15 protein-coding genes are annotated in these 22773 nt (G+C 65.5%); 11 read left to right on the top strand and 4 right to left on the bottom strand.

Annotated elements, in window-relative coordinates; genetic code table 11:
* The first annotated feature begins 24 nt into the window (after positions 1-24).
* From gcvT to EPN59_RS15810, 10 genes are all read left to right on the top strand, one after another.
* Positions 25-1155: a glycine cleavage system aminomethyltransferase GcvT gene (gcvT, locus tag EPN59_RS15855; protein WP_293034314.1), complete on the top strand. Its 1131-nt coding sequence runs from the start codon at positions 25-27 to the stop codon at positions 1153-1155.
* Positions 1156-1238: 83 nt separating this feature from the next.
* Positions 1239-1619, top strand: a complete 381-nt coding sequence (gcvH, locus tag EPN59_RS15850) for a glycine cleavage system protein GcvH (protein ID WP_293034315.1) — start codon at positions 1239-1241, stop codon at positions 1617-1619.
* Positions 1620-1783: 164 nt separating this feature from the next.
* On the top strand, positions 1784-4747 hold the full coding sequence (gcvP, locus tag EPN59_RS15845; RefSeq protein ID WP_293034316.1) for an aminomethyl-transferring glycine dehydrogenase: 2964 nt from the start codon (positions 1784-1786) through the stop codon (positions 4745-4747).
* A gap of 125 nt (positions 4748-4872) precedes the next feature.
* Positions 4873-6003: an alginate lyase family protein gene (locus EPN59_RS15840; RefSeq protein ID WP_293034317.1), complete on the top strand. Its 1131-nt coding sequence runs from the start codon at positions 4873-4875 to the stop codon at positions 6001-6003.
* A gap of 138 nt (positions 6004-6141) precedes the next feature.
* Positions 6142-7530 (top strand): L-serine ammonia-lyase, encoded by a 1389-nt coding sequence (locus EPN59_RS15835; RefSeq protein ID WP_293034318.1) that lies wholly within the window; start codon positions 6142-6144, stop codon positions 7528-7530.
* 102 nt (positions 7531-7632) lie between these two features.
* Complete coding sequence (locus EPN59_RS15830; RefSeq protein WP_293034319.1) at positions 7633-9363, top strand: thiamine pyrophosphate-binding protein; 1731 nt, start codon at positions 7633-7635, stop codon at positions 9361-9363.
* A 370-nt stretch (positions 9364-9733) separates the two neighbouring features.
* Positions 9734-10285 (top strand): hypothetical protein, encoded by a 552-nt coding sequence (locus tag EPN59_RS15825; protein ID WP_293034320.1) that lies wholly within the window; start codon positions 9734-9736, stop codon positions 10283-10285.
* Complete coding sequence (locus EPN59_RS15820; RefSeq protein WP_293034321.1) at positions 10282-10782, top strand: DUF5384 family protein; 501 nt, start codon at positions 10282-10284, stop codon at positions 10780-10782. Before EPN59_RS15825 ends, EPN59_RS15820 begins: the two co-directional genes overlap by 4 nt.
* Positions 10783-10950: 168 nt before the next feature.
* Positions 10951-11244 carry a DUF1778 domain-containing protein gene (locus EPN59_RS15815; protein WP_293034322.1) on the top strand — a complete coding sequence of 98 codons (294 nt, stop codon included), beginning with the start codon at positions 10951-10953 and terminating at the stop codon, positions 11242-11244.
* A complete protein-coding gene (locus tag EPN59_RS15810; RefSeq protein ID WP_293034323.1) occupies positions 11241-11729 on the top strand; it encodes a GNAT family N-acetyltransferase in 489 nt (162 codons plus the stop codon). Before EPN59_RS15815 ends, EPN59_RS15810 begins: the two co-directional genes overlap by 4 nt.
* Before the next feature lie 120 nt (positions 11730-11849).
* On the opposite strand, the gene EPN59_RS15805 is transcribed toward EPN59_RS15810, so the two are convergent.
* The 4 genes from EPN59_RS15805 to hemE form a co-directional block, all read right to left on the bottom strand.
* The gene (locus EPN59_RS15805; protein ID WP_293034324.1) at positions 11850-12998 is read right to left on the bottom strand and encodes a branched-chain amino acid ABC transporter substrate-binding protein; all 1149 of its coding nucleotides are present in this window, start codon (positions 12996-12998) and stop codon (positions 11850-11852) included.
* Positions 12999-13092: 94 nt separating this feature from the next.
* Positions 13093-17055, bottom strand: coding sequence for a trifunctional transcriptional regulator/proline dehydrogenase/L-glutamate gamma-semialdehyde dehydrogenase (putA, locus tag EPN59_RS15800; RefSeq protein WP_293034325.1), 3963 nt, complete (start codon positions 17053-17055; stop codon positions 13093-13095).
* A gap of 461 nt (positions 17056-17516) precedes the next feature.
* A complete protein-coding gene (locus EPN59_RS15795) occupies positions 17517-19793 on the bottom strand; it encodes a primosomal protein N' (RefSeq protein WP_293034326.1) in 2277 nt (758 codons plus the stop codon).
* 446 nt (positions 19794-20239) lie between these two features.
* The gene (gene hemE, locus EPN59_RS15790) at positions 20240-21328 is read right to left on the bottom strand and encodes a uroporphyrinogen decarboxylase (RefSeq protein ID WP_293034327.1); all 1089 of its coding nucleotides are present in this window, start codon (positions 21326-21328) and stop codon (positions 20240-20242) included.
* A gap of 210 nt (positions 21329-21538) precedes the next feature.
* Here hemE and EPN59_RS15785 point away from each other — a divergent pair, with 210 nt between their 5' ends.
* The gene (locus tag EPN59_RS15785) at positions 21539-22369 is read left to right on the top strand and encodes a transporter substrate-binding domain-containing protein (RefSeq protein WP_293034328.1); all 831 of its coding nucleotides are present in this window, start codon (positions 21539-21541) and stop codon (positions 22367-22369) included.
* Positions 22370-22773 lie beyond the last annotated feature (404 nt).

Genomic DNA, 22773 nt, shown 5'->3' with positions numbered 1-22773 from the left:
TTTCGACCGTGACGAGATCGCCCCATGACCGAACTGAAACACACTCCGCTCAACGCCACGCACCGCGCGCTTAACGCCCGTATGGTCGATTTCGGCGGCTGGGATATGCCCGTCAACTACGGCTCGCAGATCGACGAGCATCACGCCGTGCGCACCGACGCCGGCATGTTCGACGTTTCGCACATGTGCGTCGTCGATTTCGCGGGCCCGAAGGCGCGCGAATTCTTCTCCCACGCCATCGCCAACAACGTCGCGAAGCTCACGACGCCGGGCCGCGCGCTCTACTCGTGCATGCTGAACCCGCAAGGCGGCGTGATCGACGACCTGATCGTCTATTACTTCGCCGACGACCAGTTCCGCACCGTCGTCAACGCGGGCACCGCCGAGAAAGACATCGCCTGGTTCCAGAAGCTGAACGCCGACGGCGGCTTCGGCCTCACCATCACGCCGCGCCGCGATCTCGCGATCGTCGCCGTGCAGGGCCCGAACGCCCGCGACAAGGTCTGGCAGGTTGCGCCGTCCGCGCGCAGCTGCACCGAAACGCTCAAGCCCTTCAACGCCGCGAAGATCGACGTCACGCCGTTCGGCGAATTGATGATCGCGCGCACGGGCTACACCGGCGAAGACGGCTTCGAAGTCGTGCTGCCGGTCGCCGCCGTGTGCGAGTTCTGGGACGCCTTGCAGCGCGAGGGCGTAAAGCCCTGCGGCCTCGGCGCGCGCGACACGCTGCGCCTCGAAGCCGGCATGAACCTCTACGGCCAGGACATGGACGACAACGTCTCGCCGCTCGACGCAGGCCTCGCCTGGACCGTCGACATGAAGGAGCCGCGCGACTTCGTCGGCCGCGCCGCGCTCGAAGCCAACGGCTCGCGCATGGCGTTCGTCGGCCTTATCCTGCAGCGTGAAAACGGCAAGGCGGGCGGCGTGCTGCGCGCGCACCAGAAGGTGCTCACGCCGCATGGCGAAGGCGAAATCACGAGCGGCACGTTCTCGCCGACGATGCAGGAATCGATCGCCTTCGCGCGCGTGCCCAGGAGTGCACAACAAAGCGTGCAGCCGGGCGACGTCGTGCAGGTGCAGATCCGCGACAAGGCGCTTTCCGCGACCGTGGTAAAACTCCCGTTCGTGCGCAACGGCAAGGTGCTCGTCGCCTGACCGGCGCCCTCTTTGCGCCGCGCACGCCCCCTCTTTTCAAGCATTAGCAAACCCATACCGCGAACCACGCACTGGAGCATTCAATGAGCATCCCGGCCGATCTGAAATACACCGAATCGCACGAATGGGTCCGCACGGAAGCCGACGGCACGTTGACCGTCGGCATCACCGACCACGCCCAGGAAGCGCTCGGCGACATCGTGTTCCTGGAACTGCCCGAAGCGGGCCGCACGGTCGGCGCGGGCGATGCCGTCGCGGTGATCGAGTCGGTCAAGGCCGCCTCGGACATCTACGCGCCGGTTGCAGGCGAGATCGTCGAATCGAACAGCGCGCTCGTCGACACGCCCGACGTCGTGAACGGCACGCCCTATGAATCGTGGCTCTTCAAGATCAAGCCGGCTGCGGGCGCGTCGCTCGACAAGCTGCTCGACGCCGCCGGCTACGAAAAGGCCATCGGCGCTTAACCCCCACCGCTTACGGCGCGGCAGCCCGTGCGCGGCCGCCGCGCCCCGCTCTGCATGGGATGGCAGCAAGCGCTGAAGCATTCCAGCGCCAACTGCGATCGACCGCTTTGCGTGGGATGGCAGTCAGCGCTGAAGCGCTGACTGCCATCGACAGGAAAAAACCCATGAAGCTCGAACACCCGGATCATCTGATGAACACTTCCCTCACGCTCGCTGCGCTTGAATCGCACGACGCCTTCGCCGGCCGCCACATCGGCCCCGATGCGGCCGACCAGCAGGCGATGCTCGACACGCTCGGCTTCACCTCGCGCGCCGCACTGATCGAAGCTGTGATTCCGGCCGCCATCCGCCGCAAGGAAGCGCTGCCGCTCGGCCCGTTCGCCGCGCCGCGCACCGAAGCCGAAGCCCTCACGGGCCTGCGCGCGCTCGCGGACAAGAACCAGGTGTTCCGCTCGTACATCGGGCAGGGCTACTACGACACGCACACGCCCGCCGTCATCCTGCGCAACGTGCTCGAAAACCCGGCGTGGTACACCGCGTACACGCCGTATCAGCCGGAAATCTCGCAGGGCCGCCTCGAAGCGCTCCTGAACTTCCAGCAGATGATCATCGACCTCACCGGTCTCGCAATCTCCAACGCGTCGCTGCTCGACGAAGCCACCGCCGCCGCCGAAGCGATGACGCTCGTGCAGCGCACCAGCAAGTCGAAGTCGAAGGTCTTCTTCGTCGCCGACGACGTGCTGCCGCAAACCCTCGAAGTCGTGAAGACGCGCGCGAAGCCGATCGGCATCGAAGTCAAGGTCGGCCCGGCGCAGGAAGCGCCGCAAGCCGGCGCGTTCGGCGTGCTGCTGCAATATCCGGGCGTCAACGGCGACGTGCGCGACTACCGCGAACTCGCTCAAGCCGTGCACGCCGCGGGCGGCGCGGTGATCGCCGCCGCCGACCTGCTCGCGCTCACGATCCTCACGCCGCCGGGCGTCTGGGGCGCGGACGTGGCCATCGGCAACGCGCAGCGTTTCGGCGTGCCGATGGGCTTCGGCGGCCCGCACGCCGCCTACATGGCCGTGCGCGACGAACTCAAGCGCCAGATGCCGGGCCGTCTCGTCGGCGTGACCGTCGACGCGCAAGGCAACCCCGCTCTGCGCCTCGCGCTGCAAACCCGCGAACAGCACATCCGCCGCGAGAAGGCCACGTCGAACGTCTGCACGGCGCAGGCGCTGCTCGCGATCATGGCGAGCATGTACGCGGTCTATCACGGCCCGCACGGCCTGAAGACCATCGCGCAGCGCGTGAACCGCGTCGCGGCGATCCTCGCAGCCGGTGCGAAGCAGCTCGGCTACGCGCTCGTGAACGAGACCTTCTTCGACACGCTCACGTTCGAATCGGGCCCGCGCACCCAGGCGCTCATCGACGCAGCGCTCGCGCGCGGCATGAACCTGCGCCACGTCGGCGAAACGCGCGTGGGCGTGTCCGTCGACGAAACGACGACGCGCGCCGATCTCGCCGATCTGCTCGCCGTGTTCGCGCAAGCCGCGTTCGCGGACGCCGCGCCGTCGGTCGATGCGCTCGACGCAGAAATTTCGAAGCAAAGCGCGACGTCGTTCCCGGCCTCGCTCGTGCGCGAAGGCGCGTATCTCGCGCATCCGGTGTTCAACCGCCACCATTCGGAAACGGAAATGCTGCGCTACCTGCGCAGCCTCTCCGACAAGGACCTCGCGCTCGACCGTGCGATGATCCCGCTCGGCTCGTGCACGATGAAGCTCAACGCCACCGCGGAAATGCTGCCGGTCACGTGGCCCGAGTTCGGCCGCATTCACCCGTTCGCGCCCGCCGAGCAGACGGTCGGCTATCGCGAGATGATCGATCAGCTCGAACAGATGCTCGTGGCCGCAACCGGCTACGCCGCCGTCTCGCTGCAGCCGAACGCCGGCTCGCAAGGCGAGTACTCGGGCCTGCTCATCATCCACGCGTATCACGCCTCGCGCGGCGAAGGGCATCGCAACGTCTGCCTGATTCCGGCATCGGCGCACGGCACGAATCCGGCGTCGGCGCAGATGGCGGGCATGCAGGTCGTCGTCGTCGCCTGCGACGCGCAAGGCAACATCGACATCGCCGATCTGAAGGCGAAGGCCGCACAGCACGCCGCGAATCTCGCGGCGATCATGATCACGTATCCCTCGACGCACGGCGTGTTCGAACAGAACGTGCGCGAAGTCTGCGAGATCGTGCACGCGCACGGCGGCCAGGTCTATGTGGACGGCGCGAACATGAACGCAATGGTCGGCCTCGCCGCGCCCGGTCAGTTCGGCGGCGACGTTTCGCACCTGAACCTGCACAAGACCTTCTGCATCCCGCACGGCGGCGGCGGACCGGGCGTCGGCCCGATCGCGGTCGGCGCGCATCTCGCCAGGTTCCTGCCGAACCAGCTTTCGAGCGGCTACAAGCGCGACGATCACGGCATCGGCGCGGTGAGCGCGGCGCCTTACGGCTCGGCTTCGATCCTGCCGATCTCGTGGATGTACATCGCGATGATGGGCGCGGCCAACCTCACGGCCGCCACCGAATCCGCGATCCTGAACGCGAACTACGTCGCGAAGCAGCTCGCGTCGCACTTCCCGGTGCTCTACAGCGGCCCGGGCGGACTCGTCGCGCACGAGTGCATTCTCGATCTGCGCCCCATCAAGGATGCGAGCGGCATCAGCGTCGACGACGTCGCCAAGCGCCTGATGGACTACGGCTTCCACGCGCCCACGATGAGCTTCCCGGTGCCGGGCACGCTGATGGTCGAGCCGACCGAATCGGAATCGAAGGAAGAACTCGACCGCTTCATCGCCGCGATGATCGCGATCCGCGAGGAAATCCGCGCCGTGGAAGAAGGCCGCGCCGACAAGGAAGACAATCCGCTGAAGCACGCGCCGCACACGGCAGCCGTGGTGGTCGCCGACGACTGGAAGCACGCGTACTCGCGCGAACAGGCCGCGTACCCCGTGCGCTCGCTGGTGGCGCAGAAGTACTGGCCGCCGGTTGGCCGCGCCGACAATGCCTACGGCGACCGCAACCTGTTCTGCTCGTGCGTGCCGGTCGGCGAGTATGAAGAAGCGCAGGCCGCAGAGGCACAGCAGGCGTAAAGCGCGGCCAATGCCGCCGGGCAGCGCCGCCGGTTATCGGCGCGCCCGGCTGGCGCCGCACTCACATTTGCCGCCACAAACCGTTACCATCACACACCTGTCAGGCTTGAATCAGGGAGTCCCGCATGGCGCGGAAGGTGCGAACGGTCTCAACCCGGGCGTCGGCCCGGCGGATGCGCCACGGCGCAAAACTCGCCTGTGCGCTGGCTGCGGCAGGCGCCTGGTTCGCCTCGGCGCCCGCGGCACACGCGGCAATGAATTTCTGCGCGGCACCCGCGCTGCAAACGAGCGAGCGCACCAACGCGGACCCCGGCGTGAAGACGCTCGTCGCGCAAGTTGCGGCGCGTGTGAACGACATGCCGCACCCGGTCGCCACCCTGCACACCGAAGGCACCCTGCCGCACGAGGGCATCTACGACCAGAGCGTCGAGGCCGCGAACGAGCTCGACCTCATGCGCGACGCCGCACTCGCATGGCGCGCGACGAGCGACGATCGCTTTCTGAAGCTCGTCGACCGCTTTCTCACGGCCTGGGTCGCCACCTATCGGCCGAGTTTCAATCCGATCGACGAAACGCGCTTCGAAGGGCTGATCCTCGCCTACGACATGACCGCGAGCGCGCTGCCCGTCAAGACGCGCAACGCGACCATGGCGTTCCTGAACCGCTTCGCGAACGGCTACATCGCACAGGTGGACGCGCAGCCGCGTCCGCTCAAGGGCAATTTCGCGAACAACTGGCAGAGCCATCGGGTCAAACTGATAGCGATGATCGCGTTCACGCTCGACAACCGGAAGATGATTGCGACGGCGCAGCGGCTCTTCGTGGAGCACATCGGCGACAACATCGCGCCCGACGGCTCGACGCGCGATTTCGCCGAGCGCGACGCGCTGCACTACGTCGCGTACGACCTGCAGCCGCTCGTGACCGCCGCGCTCGCCGCGCGCCGCCACAACCGCAACTGGCTCAACGAGCGGGCGGCGAACGGCGCGACGCTCACGCGGGCGCTCGACTGGCTCGCGCCCTACGCGATGGGCGAGAAGACGCACGAGGAGTTCGTGCACTCGACGGTGGCCTTCGACGCGCGGCGGCGCGAAGCCGGCCTGCCCGGCTTCGCCGGCCCGTGGGATCCGAAGAACGCCGCCGAACTGTTCCACCTGGCGGCCCGGCTGAACGGCCGCTTTGCGCCGATCGCGCTCAGGCTCGCGCCGAAGCCCCCCGCCTGGCTCGCCGTGTGCCTGCCGCTGCCCGCGCGCTAGGAGCGCCAGGAGCACCAGAAGCGCCGGGCGGCCCAGGCCACGCGGCGCACAAGTACCCACAAGCGCGCGGTCAAAAGTATGACCATGCGCGCGGTTATTAAACGAGACAGCAGTTTTTAGCAAGCAGGAGTAGTCCAAATGGCAGTCAGCGTTTTCGATCTCTTCAAAATCGGCATCGGACCATCCAGTTCACACACGGTCGGCCCCATGCGGGCGGCGCTGATGTTCGTCGAAGGACTTGAGCGTGACGGTCTGCTCACGGCCACGGCATCGGTGAAATGCGAGCTGTACGGCTCGCTCGGCGCGACCGGCAAGGGCCACGGCACCGACCGCGGCGTCATGCTCGGGCTGATGGGCGACGCCCCCGACACGGTGAACCCCGACACCATCGCCGAACGGCTCGAAGCCGTGCGCGCATCGCGCAGCCTCGCGCTCGCCGGTCATCACACGATCCCGTTCGTGCAGAAGGAGCACATCGCGTTCTATCGTCAGGCGCTGCCCGAGCATCCGAACGGCATGAAGCTGCGCGCGTACGATGCCGACGGCGCGACGCTGCGCGAAAGCACCTATTTGTCCGTGGGCGGCGGTTTTGTCGTGACAGCCGGTGCGGCGAACACGAAGGTGCTGGCCGCCGCAGCGCAACTGCCGCGGCCGTTTCGCACGGGCAACGAGCTACTCGCGCTGTGCGCCTCGACCGGCAAGAGCATCGCGGAACTGATGCTCGAAAACGAGCGCGTCTGGCATACCGACGACGAAATCCGCAGCGGCCTGCTGCGCATCTGGGGCGTGATGCAGTCGTGCGTCTCGCGCGGCATCGGCGTCGGCAATCCGGCTGCCGAAGGCACGCTGCCGGGCCCGTTCAACGTGAAGCGCCGCGCGCCGCAGCTGTATCGCGCACTCACGGGCAACCCGGAGCGCGCGCTGCAAGACCCGCTCTCGATGATCGACTGGATCAACGTCTACGCAATCGCCGTGAACGAAGAAAACGCCGCGGGCGGGCGCGTCGTCACCGCGCCGACCAACGGCGCCGCGGGCATCATCCCGGCCGTGCTGCACTACTACGTGCGCTTCACGCCGGGCGCGACCGAACAGGGCGTGATCGACTTCCTGCTCACCGCCGCGGCTATCGGCATTCTCTACAAGCTCAACGCATCGCTTTCCGGCGCCGAAGTGGGCTGCCAGGGCGAAGTGGGCGTCGCGTGCTCGATGGCCGCGGGTGCGCTCGCCGCCGTGCTCGGCGGCACGCCGCAGCAAGTCGAGAACGCCGCCGAGATCGGCATGGAACACAACCTCGGCCTCACCTGCGACCCGGTCGGCGGCATGGTGCAGATTCCCTGCATCGAGCGCAACGCGATGGCGTCCGTGAAGGCCGTCAACGCCGCGCGCATGGCGCTGCGCGGCGACGGTGAGCACTATGTCTCGCTCGACTCGGTCATCAAGACCATGCGCGAGACCGGCGCCGACATGAAGACGAAGTACAAGGAGACCTCGCGCGGCGGCCTCGCGGTGAATATCGTCGAGTGCTGACGCGCTACGTGCGTCTTCCCTGGCTGCGCCGCGCGCGTCGTCCTTTGCTGAGGTGCGCGCGTCGTCCTTGCCTTTAAAACAAACAACAGGAGACAGCAACACATGACCGCGACCACGCCGCCGCACGATTCCGCCAGCCACGTAAACGCCCCGACAACCACGGGTGCGCGCCTCCTCGTCGATGCCCTTGCCACGAACGGCGTGACACGCGTGTTCTGCGTGCCGGGCGAGAGCTACCTCGCGGTGCTCGACGCGCTCTACGACGTCACGGACCGCATCGAAACCATCGTGTGCCGTCACGAAGCTTCGGCCGCGAACATGGCCGAAGCCGCGGGCAAGCTCACCGGCAAGCCCGGCATCGCATTCGTCACGCGCGGGCCGGGCGCGACGCACGCGTCGATCGGCGTGCATACGGCGTTCCAGGACTCGTCGCCGATGATCCTGCTGATCGGCCAGGTCGCACGCGAGCAGATGGACCGCGAGGCGTTTCAGGAAGTCGACTATCGGCGCATGTTCGGCCAGATGGCGAAGTGGGTCGCGCAGATCGACGACGCGCGCCGCGTGCCCGAATACCTGAGCCACGCATTCCATATCGCGACTTCGGGACGCCCCGGGCCGGTCGTGCTCGCGCTGCCCGAGGACATGCTGAGCGATGCGTTTCCCGCCGCCGACGCGCAGCCCGTCGCGCCCGCCGCGCAGCGCGTGCAGGCCTCGCCATCGGCTGCGCAGATCGAGCAGTTGCGCACGCTGCTCGCGAACGCGAAAAAGCCATTCGTGATCGCGGGCGGCCACGGCTGGACCAGCGCGGCCTGTGCGGATCTGCAGCGCTTCGTCGAGAACTGGCGCTTGCCCATCGGACTCGCGTTCCGCTTCCAGGACACACTCGACAACGATCACCCGAACTATGCGGGCGACGTGGGCCTCGGCGTGAATCCGGCGCTGGCGCAGCGCATCCGCGAGGCCGACGTGCTGCTCGCGCTCGGTCCGCGCCTCGGCGAAGCGACCACGGGCGGCTACGCGCTCCTCGACATTCCGAAGACGAAGCAGACGCTGATCCACGTCCACCAGGGCGCAGAAGAACTCGGGCGCGTCTATGCGGCCGATCTGCCGATCGTATCGGGCCTGCCCGAAATCGCGTCGATGCTCGCGGCGCTCGACGCGCCTGCCGCGTGCGCATGGGACGGAAGCGCCGAGGAAGCGCACCGCGCGTATCTGGCGTGGCGCGAGCCGCGCCCGATGCCCGGCGATGTTCAGATGGGCGAAATAATCCGGCAACTGCGCGCGCGCCTGCCCGACGACGCCATCGTCACGAACGGCGCGGGCAATTACGCGACGTGGCTGCACCGGCATTTCGCGTACCGTCACTTCCGCTCGCAGCTTGCGCCCACCAGCGGCGCGATGGGTTATGGCGTGCCCGCCGCGATTGCCGCGAAGTCGCTCTATCCGTCGCGCACCGTGGTCGCGCTCGCGGGCGACGGGTGCTTCATGATGTCGGCGCCGGAAATCGCCACAGCGATGCAGTACGGGCTCAACGTCGTGTTCATCGTCGTGAACAACGGGCACTACGGCACGATCCGCATGCATCAGGAGCGCCATTATCCTGGGCGCGTCCACGGCACCCAGCTTACGAACCCGGATTTCGCGGCCTTCGCGCACGCGTTCGGCGCGCACGGCGAAGTCGTCGAGTCCACGGCGGCGTTCCTGCCCGCGCTGGAACGCGCGCTCGATGCGGGACGGCCCGCGCTCATCGAGATCCGCATCCCGAAGGACGCGAGCACGCCCGCCATGACGCTCACGCAGATTCGCGAAGCGGCGCTCAAGAAGGGCATGTAAGCGGTGAACGGGCATCCACAGGATGCCCGTTCACCCTGATGGCTGACATTCTGCAGGCACTATGACGCTGAAATTACCGCCGCCAAGGTCGTGCATTGGCGGCGCAACGATTTGAGATTCGGCCCTCCATAAAATATAGGACTCCTCTCAGCATCAGTTCACGGGGCCGTCACATTAGGTCCCCAACATCCCCTTTCATTTTCGAAAGAAACGCCATCGGTTCACGCCGGTTTAAATAAGCATCACTAATCGAATCGAAATGGCGGGATTGCTGAATGCTTCATACGCTTGCCGGATGCACTCGCGATAGCAGTACACGATTACGAGCAACGTAATTCAAGTCTCCCCCGATAAACACATACCGAGAAACATGCAAAAGAAATTCATGAGAAAGGGTGTCATCACGCTCGTCGCCGCCTCGGCGGTACTCGCCGGCTGCGCTACGCCGGGAATGGAAAGCAAGGCCGACTCATACAGCGTGCTCGATGTGAATCAGCGTCAGGAAGTGCGCACCGTCGAGATTCTGACGATCCTGCCGGGCAAGGTGCAGGTCAGCAACGCCGAGAACAAGAAGGCGGCTCAAATGGCCGGTGCGGTGCTTGGCGCACTCGCAGGTGCGGCGGTCGGCGGATCGACCGGCCCGGGCGGCTGGGAGCGCACGGGGGTGGGTACTGTCGCAGGCGGCGCCGCAGGGGCGGTGGCGGGCTCGATGGTGAGTGACACGGTTCTGGTCGATGGCGTGCAGATCATGTACCGCGACGGCAAGTCGGCGTTTGCCTCGGCTCAGGTCGGCCGGGTATGCGAATTCAAGCCCGGCCCTGCGATGATGGTCGGTTCCGGTACGACGACGCGTATTCAGCCAAACGCACAATGTCCGGTTGCTGACGCGGCGAAAAAACCGGAGCAGCAGGTGAGCAAATGAAACGCGGCGTTTTAGCGCTTTTAATGCTCTCGGCCATTCCGGCTTTCGCGCAAGAGCAAGCGCCCGTCAATCTCGACAATGGCCTCGCGCGCATGCAGGCGCTTGAATCGAACGCGGAAAACGAACGCGCCGCGCAGCAGCAAAAAGCCGAAGCCGAATACCGCAAGCAGCGACAGCAGGAAGCAACGGCCCAACGCAAACGCGCAGAGGCGAAGGCTGCTGCACAAGAGCAGGCCAATCGCGAGCGGCAGGCTTCGATTAACCGCAAGCGTGAGATCGAGGATCAGGACCGCAGCTACGAGAACCGCTACAAGGAACTGCAACTGAAAAAGCTGGAAACACAGGTTAGCCGTGAGAACGATAAGATCAACGCGGATCTGGCGCGCTCGAAAGCGGAAACGGATGCGGTGCAATCCGGCGCAGATGCTTCCCGCAACATCAGTAGGGGCCTTCAAAAGAATCTGCAGAACGCCAATCGGCACTGGTGGGAAAAATGAGGTTCTTCGTGGATTTCCGGGCCAGGCGGTGTTGATCTTGACGAAGAGGTAGGCGTTGCTGCGATAGCCGTAGACCCTACCAGGATTGCACTGCACGCACGTCGTAATGACAACGTCATTGCGGCGTGCTAGAGTGCAATCGATCAATAGCATTGGAGGGTCACGGCCATGACTGCGCGGAATGCACTGCCCGCCAAGCGGGAAACCCTGAACATTCGCATCAAGCCTGAAGAGCGAAGCCTGATTGATCGGGCCGCGAAACTACGGGGAAAAAACCGCACTGATTTCGTGCTGGAAGCCGCTCGCAATGCCGCGGAAGAGGCGCTACTCGATCAGACCATCATCACGAGTTCGCCGGACGCCTACGCGGCCTTTCTGACGCGCCTCGACATGCCCCCGCAGCCGAATGAGCGCTTGCGCAAAATGCTCCAGACGCTGGCGCCGTGGGATAAGGATCGATGATAGGAGCCCCCGAGCCGCTCGCGTCACATCACGAACTGGACTTGTTCAGATCGGGAGTAGAAAGCCTGGATCAATGGTTGAAGCGCCGGGCATTGAAGAACCAGGGCACAGGCGCATCACGGACATTCGTCGCCGCCGAAGGGCAGCGGGTGCTTGCTTACTATGCTCTGGCATCGAGTGCCGTCACAGTAGACGCGGCTCCCGGCCGCTTCCGCCGGAACATGCCAGACCCGATTCCTGTAGTCGTTCTGGGACGGCTGGCCGTCGACCAATCATTGCATGGCCGAGGCATCGGCCGCGCTCTGGTTCGTGATGCTTGCCTGCGTGTGATCCAGGCCGCTGATACGATCGGCATCCGGGGGATGCTGGTACACGCCCTCTCGGAGGAAGCACAGACGTTCTACGAGCGCATGGGGTTCGAACGATCACTCCTCGATCCCATGACACTACTGGTGACGCTTGCCGATTTAAAAGCCAGCCTCTAGAAAATTGAAAAGCCCCGCAGGGAAATCTCCCTGCGGGGCTTTGACTTGCTGCACGACATCAGCCGCGGCGCGCGGCACCCGATACTCCGGCTGCCGCTCACGCCGCGAGGCGCATTCGCTTTACTTGCCGCCCACGCTTTGCAGCGTCGTCCACTTGCCGTCGACAACCTTGTACAGCGTGATGCCGCCGTTCTTCAGGTCGCCGTGCGCGTCGTACGCGAGTTCCTTCGACGTCACAGCCGGCATGTTCGTCTTCGCGAGGTACGGCAGGTACTTCGCCGGATCCGTCGAGTTCGCGGCCTTCATCGCTGCGAACATCGCCATCGCGCCGTCGTAGGCATACGGCGAGTACGTCTGGACGTCTTCACCGAAGCGCTTCTTGTACTTCTCCACGTAGCCCTTGCCGCCCGGCATTTCGTCCAGCGGCAGACCCGCGAGCGACGCCACCGTGCCGTTCGCCGCGTCGCCTGCGATCTTCAGGAAGGTCGGCGTATGAACCATTTCGCCGCCCATCAGCGGAGCCTTCATGCCAAGCGACTTCATCTGCTTGACCATCGGAGCCGCCTGCGAATCCGCGCCGCCGAAATAGATCAGGTCAGGATTCTGCGCCTTCAGCTTGGTCAGGATCGACTTGAAGTCCACGGCCTTGTCGTTCGTGTACTCACGGTCGATGATCGTGCCGCCCGCGCCCTTCGCCGCCTTCGCGAACTGGTCCGCGAGGCCCTGGCCGTAGGCCGTGCGGTCGTCAACCACGGCGATCTTCTTCATGCCGAGCGACTTGACGGCAAACGCGCCTGCCACCGAACCCTGCTGCGTGTCGGAGGTCATCATGCGGAAGGTCGTCTTGAAGCCTTGCTGCGTGTATTCCGGCGCGGTCGCCATCGCGATCTGCGGGATGCCCGCGTTCGCGTAGATGCGCGAAGCCGGGATCGTCGTGCCCGAGTTGAAGTGGCCGAGCATGCCCTTGATGCCGTCGTCCACGAGCTTCTGCGCGACGGTCGTGCCCGTGCGCGGGTCGGCCTGGTCGTCAGCTGCGTCGAGCACGAAGTGAATCTGCTTGCCGCCGATCACCGGCTTGGTTGCGTTCTCTTCCTCGACAGCAAGCGTGATGCCGTTCTGGAAATCCTTGCCATAGTGCGCCTGCCCACCGGTCATCGGACCAGCGAAGCCGATCTTCACTTCCTCGACTTGCTGCGCGTGCGCGGTCCCGGCCAGCGACATGGCGGCAACAATCGTTGCGCCTGCCAGCTGCTTCATGGTGTGCTGCATATCTTCTCCTTGCTACCAGGTATGGAACGGAGCGGCTTCAGCGAACGCCGTGCCGCTTCCTTGTCATTGAGACGACCGACAGTATGGCGGCTGCTTAACCGATCGTCATCAAATTCGCATTGCCGCCCGCCGCGGCTGTGTTCACGCTCACAGAACGCTCGGTCAGGAGACGTTCCAGGGCGTAATCTTCGTCGCCGTTCGCAAGTGCGTGGGCTGCAACGCCCTGCACCGACACGATCGGCCCTGCACGCTTTGCCACTTCCTTCACGAGCGCGAGCAGCTCGTCGCTGTCGCCTTCGAAGAGCACTGCGTCGTACTTCGCATCACTGCCTCCATCCTTGCCCTTGTGCACGGCGGCCTGCGCCTTCAACTGCGCCGGCAGTGCGCTCACGAGCGCTTCGCCCGCCGCGCCCGAGAAGAGCGCGCGGTTGCCCGTCGCGAGGGCAGCGGCAAATTGCGCACGCGCGCCGGTCGCCGTCGACGGCACGCACAGCACCGTGCCGCGCGCCGAAAGCGTGTAGGTATTGCGCTCGCCCGTCGGCCCCGGCAGCACGGCGGTTGCGCCCGCCAGCACATATTCGAGGTAGCCGTCACAGCGTGCGGCCAGCGCCGGTTCGCGTTCGGCGATCAGCCAGTCGCGCAGCGACGTGAGTGCGGCGTGCGACGAGTGGACCGGCTCGCCATTTTCGCTCTGCGGCACATCGACCACGAGCGCCTGCGCCAGCGACGCCGGCAGTCCGGCCGGACGCTTCGCGAGCAGACGCGACAGATACAGTGCGCCACCCGCCTTCGGGCCTGTGCCCGACAGCCCTTCGCCGCCGAACGGCTGCACGCCGACCACCGCGCCGATCACGTTGCGGTTCACGTAGATGTTGCCCACATGCGCGTTGCTGACCACGTGCGCAATGGTTTCGTCGATACGCGTATGGATGCCGAGCGTGAGGCCGTAACCGGTCGCGCGGATCTGTTCGAGCAACTTGTCGAGCTGGCTTCGGCGATAGCGGATCACGTGCAGCACCGGGCCGAACACTTCGCGCTTCAGTTCGTCGATGCTGTCGAGTTCGATGAGCGTCGGCGGCACGAACGTGCCTGCGGCGCAGCCTTCCGGCATCGGCAGTTGCGTGACGTTGCGGCCCTTCTCGCGCAGCGCGGCGACGTGCGTGTCGATGCCGCGCTTCGCGTCGGCGTCGATGACGGGGCCGACATCGGTCGAGAGGCGATCAGGATTGCCGATCGCCAGTTCCTTCATGGCGCCCGAGAGCATTTCGAGCGTGCGCTCCGCCACGTCGTCCTGCAGGCAGAGCACGCGCAGCGCCGAGCAGCGCTGGCCTGCCGAGTCAAACGCCGATTGCAGCACGTCAGCGACAACCTGTTCCGCGAGCGCCGACGAATCGACGATCATCGCGTTCTGGCCGCCGGTTTCGGCGATCAGCGGAATCGGACGGCCTTCGGAATCGAGGCGCTCCGAAAGCGTCTTGTTGATGAGGCGCGCGACTTCGGTCGAGCCGGTGAACATCACGGCGCGCGTGCGCGCATCGGCGACGAGCGCCGCGCCCACGGTTTCGCCATCGCCCGGCAGCAGTTGCACGGCGCCGGCCGGAACGCCCGCTTCGCGCAGGATGCGCACAGCCTGGGCTGCGATCAGCGGCGTCTGTTCGGCGGGCTTCGCGAGTACCGTGTTACCGGCTGCGAGCGCGGCGGCCACCTGGCCCATGAAGATCGCGAGCGGGAAGTTCCACGGGCTGATACACACGACCGGGCCGAGCGGACGATGGGTATCGTTCGAGAATTCCTGGCGGATCTGCGTCGAGTAGTAGCGCAGGAAGTCGGTTGCTTCGCGGATTTCGGCAATGGCGTTCGGCAGCGACTTGCCCGCTTCGCGCACGATCAGGCCCATCAGCGTGTGCATCTGCGCTTCGAGCAGGTCGGCGGCGCGCGCGAGACAGTCGGCGCGCGCTTCGATGGGCGTCGCCTGCCAGATCGGCGCAGCGGCCACGGCATGTGCGAGCGCGGCGCTCACGTCTTCGGACGTTGCCTCCACAACGGTGCCGACGAGGTCGCGGTGATCGGCCGGATTGCGCACGTCGCGTGCCACGCCCGAGGCGCTCGCCAGCTCGCCGCCCTCCAGCATCGGCGCGGCGCGCCACGGATGGTGCGCGCTCGCGAGCAACGCCGACGAGAGCGATGCGAGACGATGCTCGTTCGACAGATCGAGGCCCATCGAGTTGAGGCGCTCGTTGCCGTAGAGATCGCGCGGCAGCGGGATCTTCGTGTGCGGCGCACCGGCGGGTACGACCTTCGAGGCATCGTCGACGGGGTTCGTGACGAGTTCGGCGACCGGCACCGTTTCGTCGGCGATGCGGTTCACGAACGACGTGTTCGCGCCGTTTTCAAGCAGACGGCGCACGAGGTACGCGAGCAGCGTTTCATGCGTGCCGACCGGCGCGTAGACGCGGCACGGACGGTTGAGCTTGCCCGCCGAGAGCGGCCCCGTGACTTCTTCGTACAGCGGCTCGCCCATGCCGTGCAGGCACTGGAACTCGTACTGGCCGGGATAGTAGTTCTGGCCCGCGAGGTGATAGATCGCCGCGAGCGTGTAGGCGTTGTGCGTCGCGAACTGCGGATACACGGCATCGGGCGCGCCGAGCAGCTTCTTCGCGCACGCGAGATACGAGACGTCGGTGTAGACCTTGCGCGTGTACACCGGATAGCCTTCGAGGCCGTCGATCTGGGCGCGCTTGATTTCGCTGTCCCAGTACGCGCCCTTCACGAGGCGCACCATGATGCGGTGACGGCTGCGGCGGGCGAGATCGACGATGTAGTCGATCACGAACGGGCAGCGCTTCTGGTACGCCTGCACCACGAAGCCGATGCCGTTCCAGCCCTGCAGTTCCGGATCGAAGCACAGCGCTTCGAGCAGATCGAGCGAGATTTCGAGCCGGTCGGCTTCTTCGGCGTCGATGTTCAGGCCGATGTCGTAGCGGCGCGCCAGCACGGCGAGCGCACGCACGCGCGGCAGCAGCTCGCCCATCGTGCGTTCCTGTTGCGCGCGCGAATAGCGCGCATGCAGCGCCGACAGCTTGATCGAGATGCCCGGGCCTTCGTAGATGCCGCGGCCGCCAGCAGCCTTGCCGATCGCGTGAATCGCCTGCTCGTACGAGGCGTAGTAGCGCAGGGCGTCGGCTTCGGTCGTCGCCGCTTCGCCGAGCATGTCGTACGAGTAGCGGAAGCCGCGCGCTTCGAACTTGCGGCTGTTCGCGAGCGCGTCGGAGATGTTCTCGCCCGTGACGAACTGCTCGCCCATGAGGCGCATCGACATGTCGACGCCCTTGCGGATCAGCGGCTCGCCGCCCTTGCCGATCAAACGCGTGAGCGCCGACGAAAGCCCCGCCTCGCTGTTCGTCGTGACGAGCTTGCCGGTGATCATGAGGCCCCACGTCGCCGCGTTCACGAACAGGGACGGCGCATGGCCGACGTGGGATTTCCAGTCGCCCTTGCTGATCTTGTCGCGAATCAGCGCGTCGCGCGTGGCGCGGTCGGGAATGCGCAGCAGCGCTTCGGCAAGGCACATCAGCGCCACGCCTTCCTGGCTCGACAGCGCGAACTCGTGAATCAGGCCCTCGACGCCGCCGCCGGTGCGCTTGGCGCGCAGCGTCTCGACGAGGCGCGTGGCGAGCTTCGACACGTCGCCCGTGAGGTTCGCGGGCAGGCGCGCTTCGCCGATCAGGAACGGCACGCACTCCGGCTCGGGACGGCGGTACGCCGCCGTGATCGCCGCGCGCAGCACCGACTGCGGCTGCACGTTCTGCGCGAATTCGAGGAACGGGTGCGAGACGCCTTCGTCATCGGCATCGGAACCGGCGCCGTCGGACACATCGGCCACACCTGCGTGTCCCGCGAGTTCGGCGGGCAACTGGCCGTGCTCGATTCTTTCGAGGTAAGCGAAGATCGCCTGCTTGATGAGCCAGTGCGGTGTGCGCTCGAGGCGCGTGGCGGCATCTTTCAGCCGTGAGCGGAGAACGTCGTCGACTTTGACGCCAAGAGTGGTGCTAGCCATGTTTCCTTCGTTTGCCGGGCAAACCGCGCCGGCGAAAGACTAAAAAGTTGGCGAATCGTACGCCTCCAATATAAAAGGTGCAACCACTCTATGACTAAGGTTGCACCCCTGAAAACCCTTATACCTCGGGAGTTTGCGGCGAACGCCCCGCCCGCCGGGCAACCGGTTGCGCTCGGTATTTTCCCTGGGCACAACTTATTTTGATAACCCTCAGCGAATCCGGTCTTGCGCCGTTATAACGGTGACACGGGACAACAAGCACCCAGAAAAAAGGGCACGGTGGAGACGATGGAGAAGGTCATGGTGACGATCGGAATCTGGAGCATGTGCGCGCTATGCGCGTTGCTGTTCATCCGCGGCGCGTCGGCGCCCGTCGCGCGGCACAAGGCAACCCGGCGCATTCAAGTGAGGGGCGAGTGAGGAACCAATGAGCGGCGCATGAGCCGCCGTTGCGCGCTTGCCTAGATATCGAGCGGATCGACTTCGAGGTTCCAGCGCAGCACGCCACGCAAGGTGCGCAGCATCGGCTGCCACGCGCGCAACGTCGCCTGTAGCGCGGCACGCGACTGGCTCTCCACGAGCAGTTGCGCACGATGGACGTTCATCACTTTCACGATCGTGAGCGGCACGGCGTCGTAGACGCTCACCCGCTCCGCCGCCGGGATCGCGGCGAGCGCCTGCGCGGCCTCGCCGAGAAACGCGAGCGCAGCCTCCAGCGTGCGGCCTTCGGCGCGCAGCAGCGCCTGATAGACGAACGGCGGCAGATGCGCGTCGCGACGCTCCGAGAGCTGCGCATTCGCGAATCCGACGTAGTCGTGCCGCGCGAGCGCGTGATAGAGCGCGTGCCGCGGATAGCGCGTCTGCACCATCACTTCGCCCGGCAGACCGCTGCGGCCCGCGCGCCCGCTCACCTGCATCAGTTGCGCGAAGAGCCGCTCGCTCGCACGGAAATCGTGCGAAAAGAGCGCGTTATCGGCGTTGAGCACGCCCACGAGCGACACGCGCTGGAAATCGTGGCCCTTCGCGATCATCTGCGTGCCGACCAGGATATCGACGTCGCCCGCGTGAACATCCGAAAAGAGCGCCTGTGCGCTGCCCTTGCGGCGCGTGCTGTCGGCGTCGATGCGCAACACGCGCGCGCCCGGCACCGCACTCGTGAGCGCCTCCTCGATGCGCTGCGTGCCGCGCCCCATCGGCGCGATATCAACGTTGCCGCAATCGGGACATGAGCGCGGGATGCGCGATTCCCAGCCGCAGTGGTGGCAGCGCAGCGCCCGCTCCGGCTTGTGCAGCACGACGTAGGCGCTGCAGCGGGGACAGCCCGCGACCCAGCCGCAGGCATCGCACGAAAGCACCGGCGCGTAACCGCGCCGGTTCAGGAACACGAGACTTTGCTCGCCGCGCTCGAGGCGCGCCTTCATGGCCGCGACCAGCGGCCCCGACAATCCCTCGAACGACGCACGGCCGCGTCGGCGTTCGTCTTCGAGATCGATCAGCCGGATGGCGGGCAGCACGGCGTCGGCCACCGCGCGCCGCGAGAGCGTGAGGCGCGTGTAGCGGCCCTGTTCGGCCTGCCACCAGCTTTCGAGCGACGGCGTCGCCGACCCGAGCACGACCGGCACGTCGAGCTGCTTCGCCCGCCACACGGCAAGATCGCGCGCCGAATAGCGCAGCCCTTCTTGCTGCTTGTAGGCGGGATCGTGCTCCTCGTCGACCACGAGCATCGCGAGACGCGGCAGCGAAGCGAGGACGGCCAGCCGTGTGCCGAGCACGATGCGCGCGCGGCCCACGTGGGCCGCGAGCCAGTTGCGCGCGCGCTCGCCTTCGGCAAGACCGCTGTGGAGCGTGACGATCGCATCGTCGGCGAGCGTGGCCGCGAAGCGCGTGCGAAACGCCGCCTCGAACTGCGGCGTCAGATTGATTTCGGGGACGAGGACGAGCGCCTGGGCATCGGGCTCGCGTTCGAGCAGCGCGGCCAGCGCGCGCAGATAAACCTCGGTCTTGCCGCTGCCCGTCACGCCGTGCAGCAGAAAAGGCGCGAAGCCGCGCGCGGCGACGATCGATTCGACGGCGGCGGTCTGCTCGTCGCTCAGGGTCGGAACCTGAGCGACATCGACGTTGTTGGACGCGTTGTTGGACTCGTCGTTGGACGTTGCTGCGCCGGGCGCCGAGCCGAACTCGACGCGCTCGTATTCGACCCAGCCCGCCTCGCGCCAGTTTTCGAGCGTGGGAACCGCCTTCGGGTGAAGCGCTTTGGCATCGGCGAGATCGAGCGCGCCCGTTTCTGCGAGCGCCTGGGCGAGTCGGCGCAGCGCCTGCGCGCGGGCTGGCAGGGCCTCGGGCAACGCCGCACGCCCGGCCGGCAGCAGGCGGTAACGCTCCTCGGGCGCGAGCAGGCGCTCCCAGCGCGACGGGTCCCGCAGCGCCTGCGGCAGTGCGGGCAGCGCCACTTCGCCCAGGCCGCGCTGATAGTACGCGGCGGCAAAGGCGGCGAGCGAAAGCCACTGCTGACTGAGCGGCGGGCACGCCGCGCACACGGCGCTCACATCGCGGAGTTTGTCGGCCGCAACGTCGCTGTTAGTGCTCACTTCGCGAACGAGACCGACGACATCACGCCGGCCAAACGGCACGCGCACGAGCATGCCGGGCGTCGGAGCAGGCGCGCTGGCCGGGTAGCGGTAGTCGTAAAGCGCAGATAGCGGATGATCGAGCGCCACGCGCACGAACCCGGCAGTCAAGGGTTACTCCTGGTTTGTGTCTGTGCGCCAGCCCACGCTTCGCCGGACTTAAAGTAAAACTTTATATTCCGCGCTAAGTTTTGGATTCCGCAGAACAAACGTGGCTCTCGCCTCGTGCCTGTGGATAACTTTGTTAAGAACTTCCTGCCGGGCAGCTTCGAGCACCGTTGCGCGGGCATCCTGTGGGACGGCGCACAAAACGCCACGGAGCGCCGAAAGCCTTGTCTGTCAAGGGTCCGATTCATCGTTCGCGAACCACGATGTGCTGCTGCGGCAATCTTTCCCTCTTGCGCGGCGCAACGAGGAAAGTGTGAATAAGTCAAGTCTTGACATTACCGGAAGGGCCTGTGGAAGGATGCTCCGGCGCACCCGCTCCGCAGGCCCCGGTGAATCCAGGCTGGCGCACTGCAACAAAACTGCCGTCAAGCCTGACGTCGCATCTGTCCTCAAGCGCCGGCACGAATCTTCCGGCTATGGCTATGGACTTCGTCGACCAGTTCCGTGACGTTTTCAGGCGGCGTGAACTGCGAGATGCCGTGGCCCAGGTTGAATACGTGCCCCGGATGCGCGCCGAAATTGTCGAGCACGGCGCGCGCTTCGGCACGAATCGTCGCAGGCGAAGCGAACAGCACGTTCGGATCCAGATTGCCCTGCAACGCCACACGGTCGCCCACGCGCTCGCGTGCACGCCCGATGTTCACCGTCCAGTCGAGGCCGACCGCATCCACGCCCGTCGAAGCGATCTCGTCGAGCCAGAGGCCGCCGCCCTTCGTGAACGTGATGACCGGCACGCGGCGGCCGTCGTGCTCGCGCTTGAGCCCGGCGACGACCTGCTCGATGTAACGGAGCGAGAAGCGCTGGTAAGCGCCGTCCGCGAGCACGCCGCCCCAGGTATCGAAAATCATGACGGCCTGCGCGCCCGCTTCGATCTGCGCGTTCAGATAAGCGGCAACGGTCTTCGCGTTGACGTCGAGAATGCGCTCCATCAGATCCGGGCGCGCGTACAGCATCGACTTCACCGTGCGGAAGTCGTCCGAGCCGCCGCCTTCGACCATGTAGCACGCGAGCGTCCACGGGCTGCCCGAAAAGCCGATCAGCGGCACGCGCTGACGGCCCTGCGCGTCCGTGAGCGCACGGCGGATTTCCCGGACGGCGTCGGTGACGTAGCCCAGCGTCTCGCCGATATCCGGCACGGCGAGCTTCGCGACATCGGCTTCGGTGCGCACCGGATGGGCGAACTTCGGGCCCTCGCCCACCTGGAACGAGAGGCCGAGGCCCATCGCATCGGGAATCGTGAGGATGTCAGAGAACAGGATGGCGGCGTCGAGCGGATAGCGGTCGATCGGCTGCAGCGTCACTTCGGTTGCGTAATCCGGGTTCTTCGCGAGGCCGAGGAAGCTGCCCGCACGGGTGCGCGTGGCGTTGTATTCCGGCAGATAACGGCCCGCCTGGCGCATCAGCCAGATCGGCGTGTATTCGGTGGGCTGACGCAGCAGCGCGCGCAAAAATGTATCGTTCAGAAGGGTATTGGCCACGAGCGGATGCGCCGAAAAGCGCTTCAGAGTTTTCAGGATCAGTGGGGCATTTTACCGGATGCGCGTGCCGCTCCCCCGGCGTTCATGAATGGCATAGCGACGCTTCCACAAACAGATAAATCGCGGCTTAACTGTCTTCCGGAGGCGGGCTATCATCAACCGCCTTTCAGAATACGTATATCGAAGCATCCGGCGTCCGGGGGAGACACCATGAAGAAAGCGGCCATCCGTCGCGTCATCGCAATCGCCGCCGTGCGTGCCGTCGCCGTGACTGCCGCCGCGCTCTCGTTCGCACAACTCGCGCTCGCAGAACCCGCGTTCGCCCAAAACGCAGCCGCGCCGTCGCGGCTCGATGAAGTGATCGCGCGCGGCACGCTGCGCGCCTGCACGACCGGCGACTACAAGCCCTATTCGTTCTACCGCCCCGACGGCACGTTCGAAGGCATCGATATCGACATGACCGGGTCGCTCGCGAAATCGCTCGGCGTGAAGACGGAATTCGTGAAGACGACGTGGTCGAACCTGATGACCGACTTCCTCGCGAAATGCGACGTGGCCGTGGGCGGCGTATCGACATTGCTCGAACGCCAGAAGCACGCGTTCTTCACCGACGCGTATCAGGTGGACGGCAAGACGCCGATCGTGCGTTGCGGCGATGTCGGCAGATTTCAGACGGTTGCGCAGATCGATCAGCCTTCGACGCGCGTGATCGTGAATCCGGGTGGCACGAACGAACGTTTTGCACGGCAGTTTTTTCCGCACGCGAATCTCACCGTGTACCCGGACAACGTGACGATCTTCAGACAGATTCTCGCTGGCAAGGCGGACGTGATGGTCACCGATGCGTCAGAGACGCTGCTGCAGCAAAAGCTCAATCCGGGCCTGTGCTCCGTGCATCCGGACACGCCGTTTCAGTACGGCGAAAAGGCGTGGATGGTGCCGCGCGGCGACGTCGTATTCCAGCAATATGTCGATCAGTGGCTGCATCTGCTCAAGGCGAGCGGCGAATACCAGGCGATCTCGGACAAGTGGCTTAAGTGAGCCATCGCCCATAATCGCGCGGCGTTCATGACAGGCGCCGCGCGCACTCATGCAGGCAAGGAATAAAACCGGTTGAAACTGCGCATGGCCGAATAGAACGCAGACGGCATGTATTCTTTACATCGGCGAATAGCCTGCAATATCGGCACTGTGGGCGTTCACGCATGCGCCTGGCATTATCCGGCTCAATCGCTCTTCGGACTAATATCCCGGCAATAAATGCACCGATAATTACATCGATAAAGACATCGGTAAAAATGACTTTTCCGATGGCTTCGCGATAGCAAAAACGCCCGCAAAGCCTTATTTGGCGGGCGTTACAACCTGAAACACTTTGTTACCGCGAACGGTCATTAATTCGACCACAATGCCCTCAACGGTTTCAACACGGATGTGGTCCGGTG

The sequence above is a fragment of the Paraburkholderia sp. genome (assembly GCF_004298475.1).
In the GTDB taxonomy this organism is placed as follows: Bacteria; Pseudomonadota; Gammaproteobacteria; order Burkholderiales; family Burkholderiaceae; genus Paraburkholderia; species Paraburkholderia denitrificans.
Note: the sequence above shows the minus strand (reverse complement) of the source record. Positions and strands in the feature narration are given on the sequence as shown.